This is a genomic window from Pseudomonas sp. AM14(2022) (assembly GCF_036346455.1).
GTDB lineage: Bacteria > Pseudomonadota > Gammaproteobacteria > Pseudomonadales > Pseudomonadaceae > Aquipseudomonas > Aquipseudomonas putida_A.
In genome coordinates this window covers 82,997-95,335 of the sequence record NZ_JAOTNY010000008.1, presented here as the reverse complement: position 1 = coordinate 95,335, position 12,339 = coordinate 82,997, and the positions used below count along the sequence as shown (strand labels likewise).

The 12,339-nt window shown below is 60.0% G+C and carries 12 protein-coding genes; 5 read left to right on the top strand and 7 right to left on the bottom strand.

All coding sequences use genetic code 11. The annotated features are described in order from the left end of the window. Nucleotides 1-10: 10 nt before the first annotated feature. The 3 genes from V3W27_RS17200 to V3W27_RS17190 all read right to left on the bottom strand — a co-directional run bounded on the left by V3W27_RS17200 (nt 11) and on the right by V3W27_RS17190 (nt 3,192). Nucleotides 11-367 carry a hypothetical protein gene (locus tag V3W27_RS17200; RefSeq protein WP_007963787.1) on the bottom strand — a complete coding sequence of 119 codons (357 nt, stop codon included), beginning with the start codon at nt 365-367 and terminating at the stop codon, nt 11-13. A gap of 218 nt (nt 368-585) precedes the next feature. Then, nucleotides 586-2,439 (bottom strand): Lnb N-terminal periplasmic domain-containing protein, encoded by a 1,854-nt coding sequence (locus V3W27_RS17195; protein WP_330207128.1) that lies wholly within the window; start codon nt 2,437-2,439, stop codon nt 586-588. A 264-nt stretch (nt 2,440-2,703) separates the two neighbouring features. After that, nucleotides 2,704-3,192 carry a DUF3015 domain-containing protein gene (locus V3W27_RS17190; protein ID WP_007909797.1) on the bottom strand — a complete coding sequence of 163 codons (489 nt, stop codon included), beginning with the start codon at nt 3,190-3,192 and terminating at the stop codon, nt 2,704-2,706. Nucleotides 3,193-3,469: 277 nt separating this feature from the next. Between V3W27_RS17190 and V3W27_RS17185 the strand changes: the two genes are divergently transcribed. Next, nucleotides 3,470-5,908: a Lon protease family protein gene (locus V3W27_RS17185; RefSeq protein WP_027612829.1), complete on the top strand. Its 2,439-nt coding sequence runs from the start codon at nt 3,470-3,472 to the stop codon at nt 5,906-5,908. A gap of 264 nt (nt 5,909-6,172) precedes the next feature. After that, nucleotides 6,173-6,502: a PA4575 family protein gene (locus V3W27_RS17180; RefSeq protein ID WP_007963794.1), complete on the top strand. Its 330-nt coding sequence runs from the start codon at nt 6,173-6,175 to the stop codon at nt 6,500-6,502. Between the two features lie 6 nt (nt 6,503-6,508). Here V3W27_RS17180 and V3W27_RS17175 read toward each other — a convergent pair whose 3' ends face one another. After that, on the bottom strand, nt 6,509-8,341 hold the full coding sequence (locus V3W27_RS17175) for a hypothetical protein (protein WP_330207127.1): 1,833 nt from the start codon (nt 8,339-8,341) through the stop codon (nt 6,509-6,511). Nucleotides 8,342-8,515: 174 nt separating this feature from the next. Here V3W27_RS17175 and V3W27_RS17170 point away from each other — a divergent pair, with 174 nt between their 5' ends. The 3 genes from V3W27_RS17170 (at nt 8,516) to V3W27_RS17160 (ending at nt 10,184) form a co-directional block, all read left to right on the top strand. Next, nucleotides 8,516-9,004 carry a TIGR00645 family protein gene (locus V3W27_RS17170; RefSeq protein WP_007963798.1) on the top strand — a complete coding sequence of 163 codons (489 nt, stop codon included), beginning with the start codon at nt 8,516-8,518 and terminating at the stop codon, nt 9,002-9,004. A 135-nt stretch (nt 9,005-9,139) separates the two neighbouring features. Continuing rightward, on the top strand, nt 9,140-9,445 hold the full coding sequence (locus V3W27_RS17165; protein WP_027612827.1) for a DUF6482 family protein: 306 nt from the start codon (nt 9,140-9,142) through the stop codon (nt 9,443-9,445). A gap of 121 nt (nt 9,446-9,566) precedes the next feature. Continuing rightward, the gene (locus V3W27_RS17160) at nt 9,567-10,184 is read left to right on the top strand and encodes an FKBP-type peptidyl-prolyl cis-trans isomerase (RefSeq protein WP_115988861.1); all 618 of its coding nucleotides are present in this window, start codon (nt 9,567-9,569) and stop codon (nt 10,182-10,184) included. Nucleotides 10,185-10,320: 136 nt separating this feature from the next. On the opposite strand, the gene V3W27_RS17155 is transcribed toward V3W27_RS17160, so the two are convergent. From V3W27_RS17155 to V3W27_RS17145, 3 genes are all read right to left on the bottom strand, one after another. Further along, nucleotides 10,321-10,578 (bottom strand): PA4570 family protein, encoded by a 258-nt coding sequence (locus tag V3W27_RS17155; protein ID WP_003228365.1) that lies wholly within the window; start codon nt 10,576-10,578, stop codon nt 10,321-10,323. Nucleotides 10,579-10,784: 206 nt separating this feature from the next. Further along, nucleotides 10,785-11,126 (bottom strand): zinc ribbon domain-containing protein YjdM, encoded by a 342-nt coding sequence (locus tag V3W27_RS17150; protein ID WP_003228364.1) that lies wholly within the window; start codon nt 11,124-11,126, stop codon nt 10,785-10,787. 180 nt (nt 11,127-11,306) lie between these two features. After that, on the bottom strand, nt 11,307-12,275 hold the full coding sequence (locus V3W27_RS17145) for a polyprenyl synthetase family protein (protein WP_003228362.1): 969 nt from the start codon (nt 12,273-12,275) through the stop codon (nt 11,307-11,309). Nucleotides 12,276-12,339 lie beyond the last annotated feature (64 nt).

Sequence of the window (12,339 nt, the reverse complement as noted above, 5' to 3'; positions counted from 1 at the left end):
TGGAAACGACCTATTGCGAGCGATAAGCCCGCCCGGCGTCCTGATCTTTCTGCTGCTGCCAGGCGCGCTCGCGTTCGTCCCAGTGCTCGTTGCGATACTCTTCGCGATCCTTGTTTTCCAGCATTGCCTGACACTGGCGGAAGCCGTCGGTCCAGCCTTCGGCGTATTGCTTGTCCTTGAGATAGCGCGGCACGTTCTTGCGAAACTCGCCACTGATCGAGCCGGCGGCTTGCCGGCCACTGACGCAGCCATCGTCAAAACCGTCGGCGAAGGCCGGTGGATAACCTTTGGCGATCAAGTCTTCGTGGGTGGTCTGGCAACCCCCGAGCAACAGCAAAACACCCAGCAATCCCGCACACCGCCACATCGCACTCTCCCGCGCCGATTCTCGGCTGATAGGGAAAGTCTAGAAGCGGATTCGTCGGGCGTTGGTGAAAGACATGTAAGTAATTCGTTGAATACCGGAGAACCCTGTGGGGGCGGGCTTGCTCGCGAAAGCGGTGGGTCAGTCGAGATTTGAATCGCCTGACACGACGCCTTCGCGAGCAAGCCCGCTCCCACAGGGGGTATTGATTAGGCTTCAGATCAGTAGTGGTACCACTTCACCTCAAGCATCACTTCGGTTTCCGGTGTCGCCACATGACTGAACTCACGCTGTGCCGTCAGGCGCAAACCGAGGTTGCGCGACAATTCCCACTGCTGGTTCAGGCTCAGGCTGCGGCGTACTTCGCCGTTGGTGAAGTAGTCGCCCTTGGCCTCGACGCTGAGATTGCCCAACGGGTTTTTCCACAGCACGCCGGTGTTGAAGCCAGTTGCCGGCGTGACGAATCCGGCGAAGTCATTGTTGTGCTCGATGCGCACGGTGCCGAGGGCAAAACCCAATACGTCATCACCTAACGCCCAGGTACCGCCACCACCACCATTGACGTGGCTGACCAGCGTCTCGTCATCATGCTTGCCCGGCACTCGCTCAAGGCCACCGGTGACTTGCCACGACAGTGGCTGCAGCAGCTCATTGCGCGGGGTCAGCGAGCGGATGGTCGCCAGGTCCAGTTGCTGGAACTGCCACTGGTTGCCTTCATACTGGCGCAGCTTCATCTGTAGAATTTCGATCTGCGCGCCGAGGGGGAAGCTTTCGGCGTTGTCGTTGAGATCGTGATAGGCCATGCGCAAACCGTACTCACCGAACGCACGATCACCGCGGGTGCCGATGCCGGCCTGCCAGGTGCGTGATTCGTGGCCGTCTTCGGGCAGGCCCGGTTGTGGAATCTGCAACTCCGGCGCCGGGTTCTTGTTGATCGCCCGCAGCAGATCGAAGCTGCGCTGAGCGCGTTGCACATCACGTTCCTGGCCGTTGGCGCGGTAGCGCTCCAGACGATATGCCGCATCGATGATCAGCGCCTGACGATCCCGGGGCAGGGCCTTGAAAGTCGGCTCCTGCAACACCTGTTGATCGGCACTGACCTTCAGCACCCATTGCTGTTCTTCCTTGTTCAAAGGCTCGGCGCGGCTGAGCAGTTCACGCTCGCGGGACGGGCGATATTCGATGCTTTCCACCAGCCCGGCTTCTTTCACCGCTTTGACCGTATCGGTAGGGATGGCGGTCAGCGGGAATTGCTCGGTCAGGCGCAGGCTCGGACGTGCCACTTGCAGCAGTTCGAGCAGGCGATAGGAGCAGTTTTCGTCGAAGAAGAAATAGTCGAACTGGATCTGCTTCAGCTCCCACACATGCTCGACCATGCGCGCGGTTTCTGCTTGCGTCAGGTTCAGCCGGTATTCCCACAGATCGCGGTTTTCCAGGCTGCGGTACTCGGAGAGTTTTTCCTGGTACGGCACCAGTGCGAACAGCCCGGGATAGCCACCCATCAAGCCCTTCCAGGCGTAGAGAATGCTGTTGTCCGAGCCTTCGATGTAGGCGCCGAAATTGATCGCGTAACTCAGCAGCGAAGTCTTGTCGCTTTGCACGTCAGCCTGGTCGATGCGCAGCAGGGTGTGGCCGAACATCGACGACGGGCTGTTGAGGTAGGCCGCCGGGAAGATCATCACCGCGCTGTGCGGCGAGACGTCCTTGAACCACTTCTTGAATTCGGCGCAATCGGGGGCGGGCAGTTCGCTGAGGTTGAGCTGCGCTTTCAGCCAGCGCGTACGCGCCGGGTAGACGCACTGCGCATGCTGTTCGCCGAGACTGGCCGGGGCGTACAGCGCCTGCACGGTGGCGGCCAGCTCATGGTCGGGGTGTTCGTTGCCATCGGGCGCCAGAAAGAATTTTCTGTCGCTGACATAGCTGCGCCAGCCGCCAAGCTTGGCGGTTTCGTAATGACCGAGGGAAATCCAGAAGCGGTCGTTGGCCAGTTGCTGCAAACGTTGAGGGTCGATGTGAGGCGCGGCGGACAGCGGGGCGCAGACACAGAGCGCCAGCCAGGCAAGGCGTTTGAGCATAAGTGGCAACTTAAGTCGAAAGAAAATAAAACCCGGATCGGGCTGCGATCACTCCCCTGTGGCGAGGGGATTTATCCCCGATGGGCTGCGAAGCGGCCCTCATACCTGCAAAACTCGGTGTATCAGATACACCGAATTGAATGGTTTCACGACTGCTCCGCAGCCGATCGGGGATAAATCCCCTCACCACAGGTTCAGCGTCACATTCGAGTGATTGCACTCAAAACAAAACCCGCTTCCCGAAAGAAGCGGGTGGGGTCGAGCTTAAGCCTGAGTTGCGTACTTGGCCAGACGTGGGTCCGACTTCAGCACGGCCAGGGTGTTGGTATGCACGTCTTCTGCGGTCACGTCAGCTTTGCTGAAGATCTGCTGGAAATGCTCGTGAGTGACAGCAGCGAAGTGCGCACGGTCTTCCGGCGCCACGCCCAGTACCACGGCGTAGGTCGTCAGCGCTTCGCCGTTGCCCTTGGCCATGTCTTCGGACAGCTCGTTCATCATGCCATTCATGGCGAACCAGGATTTACCGCCGTAGGTCAGCGACGCGTTGGTCGAGCAACCGTTGGTGCCGGAAGTCATACCGAACGTAGCGTTACCGGAGGTGCCGTTAGTGGTGGATGCCAGGAAGTGTGCCGGGGTGCCACGCTGACCTTCGAACAGCATGTTGCCCCAACCGCAATCCGGGCCACCCGGGGCTTGCGCCATGGCGTTGATGGAAACAGCGGTGAAGAGAGTACCGAGAAGAATCCGTTTCATAGCTTTGTTCTCTTTGTGTGCATACCAATGGACAGGGTTCTGACACCTGACGGTGCCAGTGGGCCAGTATTCGTTCCAGCCGCGCAGTTTGGAGTTTAGGCACGTTCCAGGGGTTCCGTGAGTTTTTACAAAAGATTTGGCGATAACCCCGATTTGCCGGGGGGCGGGGCAGGGTCACCCGGTTGTCTATGCTTTGTCGTGTGGCGCGCCTTGCCAGTGGGGCACGGGCAGCGCCAGAATGCCGCTATCCGCCCCGCCTGATTGTTAAGGAAGCCCGATGCCTGATCCTGTTGCTGCCAGCCTGCGTATAGCGCCCGAAGCGCTGACTCGTCCGTTTTCCGCTGAACAGTTCAGCTTCACTACCACCAATGATCTGGAGCCCTTTCGCGGTGTGCTCGGCCAGGAACGTGCGGTCGAAGCCTTGCAGTTCGGTGTGGCGATGCCACGCCCCGGTTACAACGTCTTTGTCATGGGCGAGCCCGGCACTGGCCGCTTCTCGTTCGTCAAACGCTACCTGAAGGCCGAAGGCAAGCGCCTGCAGACCCCGGCGGACTGGGTCTACGTCAATAATTTCGATGAACCGCGCGAGCCCCGCGCGCTGGAATTGCCTTCTGGCACTGCGGCTTCGTTCATCGGTGACATCAACGGCCTGATCGATAACCTGCTGGCAACCTTTCCGGCCGTGTTCGAACACCCGTCCTACCAGCAGAAGAAAAGCGCCATCGACCGCGCCTTCAACCAGCGCTACGACAAGGCCCTCGATATCATCGAGCGGCTGGCGCTGGAGAAGGACGTCGCCCTGTACCGCGACAGCAGCAATATCGCCTTCACGCCGATGCTTGAAGGCAAGGCGCTGGATGAAGCGGAATTCGCCCAATTGCCGGAAGCCGAGCGCGAACGGTTTCACGAAGACATCTCCGGCCTCGAAGAGCGTCTGAACGAAGAACTCGCCAGCCTGCCGCAGTGGAAGCGTGAGTCGAACAATCAACTGCGTCAGCTCAACGAGGAAACCATCACCCTGGCCTTGCAGCCGTTGCTCTCGCCGTTGTCCGAGAAGTACGCGGAGAACGCTGCGGTCTGCGGTTACCTGCAAGCGATGCAGGTGTACTTGCTGAAAACTGTGGTCGAGCAACTGGTCGACGACAGCAAGACCGACGCCGTGGCGCGCAAGCTGCTGGAAGAGCAATACGCGCCGAGCCTGGTGGTCGGGCATCCGGCCAGCGGCGGGGCGCCGGTGGTGTTCGAGCCGCACCCGACTTACGAAAACCTGTTCGGGCGCATCGAGTACACCACCGATCAGGGCGCGCTTTACACCACTTACCGGCAGTTGCGCCCAGGTGCTTTGCATCGCGCCAACGGCGGCTTCCTGATCCTTGAAGCGGAAAAAATGCTCAGCGAGCCGTTCGTGTGGGACGCGCTGAAACGCGCCCTGCAATCGCGCAAGCTGAAAATGGAATCGCCGCTGGGCGAGATGGGCCGTTTCGCCACGGTGACCCTCAACCCGCAACACATTCCGTTGCAGGTCAAAGTCATCATCATCGGCGCGCGGCAGTTGTATTACACGTTGCAGGACCTCGATCCGGACTTCCAGGAGATGTTCCGCGTGCTGGTCGACTTCGACGAAGACATCCCGATGGTCGACGAAAGCCTGGAGCAATTTGCCCAGTTGCTGAAAACCCGCACTTCGGAAGAAGGCATGGCGCCGCTGACCGCCGATGCGGTGGCGCGTCTGGCGACCTACAGTGCACGGCTGGCCGAGCATCAGGGGCGTTTGTCGGCGCGGATCGGCGATCTGTTCCAACTGGTCAGCGAGGCGGACTTCATCCGTCATCTGGCCGGCGATGAAATGACCGATGCCGGGCACATCGAGCGTGCGCTGAAAGCCAAGGCCACTCGCACCGGTCGGGTCTCGGCGCGGATTCTCGACGACATGCTCGCCGGGATCATCCTGATTGACACCGACGGCGCCGCGGTCGGCAAGTGCAACGGGCTGACCGTGCTCGAAGTGGGTGATTCGGCGTTCGGTGTGCCGGCGCGGATTTCCGCCACGGTGTACCCGGGCGGCAGCGGTATCGTCGACATCGAGCGCGAGGTCAACCTGGGTCAGCCGATCCACTCCAAGGGCGTGATGATCCTCACCGGGTATCTGGGCAGCCGTTACGCCCAGGAGTTCCCGCTGGCGATTTCCGCGAGCATTGCGCTGGAGCAATCCTACGGTTACGTCGATGGCGACAGTGCGTCGCTGGGCGAGGCCTGCACGCTGATTTCGGCGCTGTCGAAGACGCCGCTCAAGCAGTGCTTTGCGATCACCGGTTCGATCAACCAGTTCGGTGAAGTGCAGGCGGTCGGCGGGGTCAACGAGAAAATCGAGGGCTTCTTCCGTCTCTGCGAAGCACGTGGGTTGACCGGCGAGCAGGGCGCGATCATTCCGCAGGCCAACGTCGCCACGCTGATGCTCGACGAGAAGGTGCTGGCGGCGGTGCGCGCCGGGCAGTTCCACGTGTACGCGGTGCGTCAGGCTGACGAAGCGCTGAGCCTGCTGGTCGGCGAGCCGGCCGGTGAGCCGGATGCTGACGGTCAGTTCCCTGAAGGCAGCGTCAACGCGCGCGTGGTCGAGCGTCTGCGGGTGATTGCCGAGATGATCAGTGAAGACGATCTGAAAGAGGCGGAAAAGGAACTGGCGCAGGAGGCACTAGCCGAAGCCAAACCAGCCTGACCGCAAACGCGGTAAAAACTGTGGGAGGGAGCAAGCCCCCTCCCACAGTTGTTTTTCCAGATTGATTTTTGCGCTGATCTTCGGGAAAAGTGCCACTACTCTGACGTCAGAATTCACACAATGACCATTCGGCGCCTTCTGGTTCTATCCGGCTTGCGCGACGGACTTTTCTTCTATTCTCTGCTCAAGGACATCGACAGTATCACTGGATCGAAACAGCCTTCGCGTGAAGGCTGAATACAGGCTTTACCGAGGGTCGCCGCCATGTCGCGCAACCTCTGCCTCACCCGTCAATGCCTGGGTCTTGTGACCCGCATCGAATGCGCCATCAAACCGCTGGCCGGCGATAACGGCATGTGGACCTTGCTCTTCGCTGCCGGCATGGCCGGCGAACAACCCTCCGCCATCAAGGCCCAGGGCCCGTTTCACGGGCCGGTCGCCGCCGAGTCGATTCTCGACACTATTGTGGAAAGCCTGACGATGCACGGCTACGAGCTGGCCGACGATCCGCAGATCTGGAGCCTGCACCTGCAGGCACAGTTGCGCCAGATCAATGGCGGGCGTGGGCGTACGGTCGGCGTGTTCGACCACTAGGCGCAATCATGGCGCGGTGTCGGACTGCTGCGCCTTGTCGAGTTTGACCTCAAAGCCGTATTGCACGGTATTGAGCTCGGTCCGCTGATAGGTCTCCACGTGCGTTGGACGACCATAGAAGTAATGCACGCCGAACAGCGCCGGGCCATCCGCACTCGCGTCATGACTGACCGAGAGAATCTGTTTCAGGTAGTTGCCGCTGTCGTCCTTGACGAAGAATCGCCAAGCGTTGGCCGGAAATAGTTTCAGGTCCACCACCAACGTGTTGTTCTTGATCTCCAGGCCTTTGGGCAGGGATTTGGCGTCGTAGGCTTTTTTCTCCACGCTGGCGAGAAACAGCGGCATCGACCCCACGGCAATCGCCGGGGTTTCCGGGAACAGGTTCAAATCGTAAGTGATGGTCGCTTGCAGCGGATCGACCTGATAGGCCTCGGGCGGTAGTTCGATCGGCTCGTCGAGTTTGCCGCTGCGTTTCTCGGTGAAGAACGTCACGGGACTCTCGCCGGGGCTGAAATCATCACCGAGCAATTCATCGTTGAAGGTTCGCCGGTGAGAGAACTCGATGCGTGCAGCGCTCGGATCCTCCACGGACTGATGGATGCGGATACCGGCCTTCAACGCTTCCTCGGTGAGGCTCGCGCCCTTGAGCCAGTTCGGCGCCAGATCGTCATAGAGGACCACCGCCGGGTCCAGCGGTTGGATGGCTTTTTCGGTGGTGTGCTGGCTGAAAGTGCGCACTGGCAGATCCAGTGTTTTGCGGGTCACGGTTGCCGATGAGAAATCCAGCACGCTGACTTCGAGGGTGTCGATGGGGCCGTTGAAGTAGACCTTGTTGTAGCGGCGCGGATGCTGCTGCTCGAAGGTCTGCTGTTCGTCCTCGAGCTGTTTTTCCAACGCCTCGCTCCAGGTTTTCTGCTGTTGCAGATGCGCCAGTTGTTTCTCGTAGAAAGCGACTTGTGCCGGGCTCTCATTGATTGAGCCGGCGCGCACCAGGTATTGCCCGTTGGTGTCACGGGCCTGAACGATGACTGGATTGAGCTGCGCACCCTCGACCTCAGGGGCCAGTGGCAGGCTGTTGCTGAATTCGACTTCGGCGTAGTTCTTTTCAAGCTTCAGCAGGGTGACGCTGAGGTTGTCATCGGTGCGGGTCTGGCCGACGTCCTTCTGGCTCAGGTTGAAGCTGAACAGGCGGCGCGGCGCGATGACTTCGACTTTGCCTTGCAGGCTCACCGGTTGTGGCTGGCTCTTCTTGTCCACGTCCAGCCCTTCGATGAACGGGTAGGTCACGGTCAGGTCATCGGGGTTGTTGACGTTGGAGCTGGACGGGCTCAACTGAACGCCAGGATCGGTTTCCGACCACTCCGGCTGATAGGCGATCACGCGCTTGTTGCTCAGGGTCACCGACTGCCATTCCACGCCGTGCGGGAATAGAAAGCCGCCGGGAATGTTCAGGTTGAACGGGAATACCGGTTGCAGGTCGGTAAGGTAATCGGAGCTGGCGTCCTTGTGCAGCACGAACAGTCCGTTGATAAAGGTATCGACCAGCGCCTGCGGCGAAGGGTAGTGCTTGAGGATGCCGAGGGTGTCTTCGCCGTAGACGGTTTTCAGCGGGGTGCTGTCGAGCTTGAGCTGCGCGCGTTCGAGCAGCAGCAGCGAACCACCGAGTTCGGTCACGGCGTCCTTGAGTTTCGGGTCGGTAATGGCGTCCAGTGAGTGTTCGAAGGTTGCCGTCTTCGCGTCGAGGCTGACCGAGGGCTTTTTCTCATCGCCGGGTGAGCAGCCACCCAGCAGCAGAACGAGGCAAACTCCGGCAGTCGTCAACGGTAATCGCACATGCATTTCCAGTCGTCCTGTCCACTTTCGCTAGGCGGTCAATGGTTTGGACAGTAGCAGAAAAAAATTCACACACACACGCAGGTTGCGGTGATGGGAGGTGCGAGCCGGGCGGTTTCTGGCGGTCACGGGCGGCTGGTATACTCGCCGCCGATTTCAATCCTTATTGTGTGAGAGTCAATGGAACGCTTTATCGAAAATGCAATGTACGCCACGCGCTGGCTGCTGGCGCCGATCTATATCGGGCTGTCCCTCGGGCTGCTGGCGCTGGCATTGAAATTCTTCCAGGAAGTGTTTCATGTCATTCCCAACGTGTTTTCCATGGCCGAATCGGATCTGATCCTGGTGCTGCTGTCGCTGATCGACATGGCGCTGGTGGGCGGCCTGCTGGTGATGGTGATGATTTCCGGCTACGAGAACTTCGTGTCCGAGCTGAACATCGACGAAGGCAAAGAGAAGCTCAGCTGGCTGGGCACCATGGACTCCTCGTCGCTGAAGATGAAAGTGGCGGCGTCGATCGTGGCGATTTCCTCGATCCACCTGCTGCGGATCTTCATGGATGCCAAGAACGTCGATCCCGAGCACCTGATGTGGTACGTGATCATCCACATGACCTTCGTGATTTCGGCGTTCGCGATGGGTTACCTGGACAAGCTCACCAAGCACTGATCATTGTTTGATCGCTGCAAAAACACCGCCCGTCTGTTGCGAAACAGACGGGCGGTGTCGTTTGTGGCTTGTGCTTTGGCGCGCGCGGGCATATCCCTGTAAAGGTTCTGGCTCGCCACCGCACGAGGTACGTTCATGAACCTGCAAGAGTTGAATGCGTTTGCCATCGCCAGAAAGGTCGATGAGCTGAACCTGATCTCCATGGAGGGCGGGATTTATCTGCTCGAAGCGCGGATGCACGGGGCGGCGTATCCGCTGAGTGATCTCAAGGGCGAGATGCTGCAGCTGCGCTCGGTGGAGCATGCGCGGGATTTGCTGCATAACTTTCCGGTGCTGCCGTTCAACCTTGTGCACACCTCGGTGCACGACGAAATGTGCGGCCTGGGCGGCAGCGTCGATGAAAGCCTGAAAGTTCCACTGGCCTGGCGTTCGGCCCTATAGGCCTTGCGCCCCATCGCCGGGCATCTGTGCTAGTCTGCTCGCCCTTTTGGTTCCGGGCGCGCCGGGACGCGCTGTGCACGCACGGCAAGTCTGATGGCCGTCCGCACAGCGGAGCAGTGTCATGTCCGAAGTAAATCTGTCCACCGACGAAACCCGCGTCAGCTACGGTATTGGCCGTCAGCTGGGTGACCAGCTGCGCGACAACCCGCCACCGGGTGTCAGCCTGGACGCCATCCTGGCCGGTCTGACCGACGCATTCGCCGGCAAGCCAAGCCGTGTCGATCAGGAAGCCATGTCCGCCAGCTTCAAGGTTATCCGCGAGATCATGCAAGCCGAAGCCGCCGCCAAAGCTGAAGCGGCTGCCGGTGAAGGCCGTGCTTTCCTGGCTGAAAACGCCAAGAAAGAAGGCATCACTACTCTGGCTTCCGGTCTGCAATTCGAAGTGCTGACCCAGGGCGAAGGCGCCAAGCCGACCCGTGAAGATCAGGTGCGCACCCACTACCACGGCACCCTGATCGACGGCACTGTGTTCGACAGCTCCTACGATCGTGGCCAGCCAGCAGAATTCCCGGTTGGCGGCGTGATTGCTGGCTGGACCGAAGCTCTGCAACTGATGAATGCCGGCAGCAAATGGCGCCTGTACGTGCCGAGCGAACTGGCTTACGGCGCTCAAGGCGTTGGCAGCATCCCGCCGCACAGCGTTCTGGTATTCGACGTCGAGCTGCTGGACGTTCTGTAATGCCTGGCCTGTCTCGGTGACAGGTCAATAATGTGGGAGCGGGCTTGCTCGCGAAGGCGTCCTTTCAGGCAATCATCCGTTGCCTGACACAGCGCTTTCGCCAGCAGGCTGGCTCCCACAGTTTTTTCCGCGCTACTCATATTTCGATCTTGTGATGCAGCTCATTGGTCGGGCGCAACGCCCGGGCATAGCAGAACAGGAACAGATTGCGCACCAGCTCCTTGAGCACCAGCGGTTCGCTGGAATTCAGGCTGCTGACGTCCAGATCACCCTGATCCTGCAGCTCATGCAGGGCTTCTTCTTCCAGTACCGCACAGACTTCGCCGGTTTCCCGATGCAGGATCCTGAGGTACGGGTGTGGGCGGTCCAGCCAGGCATCGATCAAATAAGTCATGGGTCTCATCTCCTTGAAAGGTTTCAATGAGAATAATTCTTATTCGTCAAATAGCAAGTGCCTATTGGCGGAATGCGATTTTTTCCGGGTAAAGATTGCGTAAGGTCAAAACGGCTGGCGTCTGGCTATTACGCGAGAATGCGGAGGGGAAAGCGGGGAGGGCGGAGCACCATCCCGCGGCGGGCGCGGGATGGCTGACAGAAGGATCAGACCTTTCTGACGAACTCGGACTTGAGCTTCATCGGGCCGATGCCATCGATCTTGCAGTCGATGTCGTGGTCGCCGTCGCACAGGCGGATGTTCTTGACCTTGGTACCGACCTTGACCACCAGCGAGGTGCCCTTGACCTTCAGGTCCTTGATCACGGTGATGGTGTCGCCGTCCTGCAGCACGTTGCCGACCGAATCTTTCTTCACGGCATCATCGGATGCCACTTCGGCTTCGCCGTTGGCCGACCACTCGTGGGCGCACTCAGGGCAGATCAGTTGGGCACCGTCTTCGTAGGTGTATTCGGAATTGCATTTCGGGCAGGGTGGCAACGTGCTCACTAAGGCTCCTTGATAGGGGATCGCTAAAAGTCGCACATTGTATAGGGTTTTACGCGCAGGAGGGCATAGCGCAGAAACAACTGTGGGAGCGGGCTTGCTCGCGAATGCGGTGTGTCATTGAACATTAATGTTGAATGACAGGTTGCTTTCGCGAGCAAGCCCGCTCCCACAGAAGGCAGATCAGTGCGTGCGGGCGACCGCAAATTCGCTCAGTTCCACCAGTGCATCGCGGTATTCGCTGGCCGGCAGCGCGTCGAGGCACTTGATCGCACGGGCTACGTAGTCGCGGGCCAGTTGCGCGGTGTACTCCAGCGAACCCGAGGCTTCCACGGCGATGCGGATGCTTTCGAGGTCTTCGATCCCGCCTTTCTGGATCGCCTGACGTACCAGAGCAGCTTGCTCCGGCGTACCTTCGCGCATGGTGTAGATCAGCGGCAGGGTCGGCTTGCCTTCGGCCAGATCGTCACCGACGTTCTTGCCCAGAGTCTCGGCATCGCCCTTGTAGTCCAGCAGGTCGTCGACCAGCTGGAACGCCACGCCGAGGTGATCACCGAAGGTGCGCAGGGCTTCGCTCTGCTCGGCGGTGGCACCGGCCAGTGCGGCGGCGCTGTGGGTCGAGGCTTCGAAAAGCATCGCGGTCTTGCCGCGGATGACTTCCATGTAGGTTTCTTCGGTGGTGCTGGCGTCGCGTACCTTGGACAGTTGCAACACTTCGCCTTCGGCGATGATGCGCGTGGCCTGGGACAGGATCTTCATCACCGGCATCGAGCCCAGCTCGACCATCATTTCGAACGAGCGCGAGTACAGGAAGTCGCCTACCAGCACGCTCGGGGCGTTGCCCCACATGGCGTTGGCGGTCGAGCGGCCACGGCGCATGCCGGACATGTCGACCACGTCGTCATGCAGCAGGGTCGCGGTGTGCAGGAATTCGATGGTGGCGGCCAGCAGGCGCATGTCGTCGCCTTCGCGACCCAGGGCCTTGCCGCACAGCAGCACCAATAAAGGACGCAGGCGTTTGCCGCCGGCCGAGGTGATGTAATCGCCGATTTTCGATACCAGCGGCACTCGGGAAGTCAGCTGCTTCTTGATGATGCCGTCGACGGCGTTAAAATCGTCCGCCACCGCGCGGTAGAAAGCTTGGGGTTGCATCAGCGACAGTTGCTCCAGAAGGGTTGCGCGGCATGCTAGGACCCACACCGGGGCCTGTCAAGGC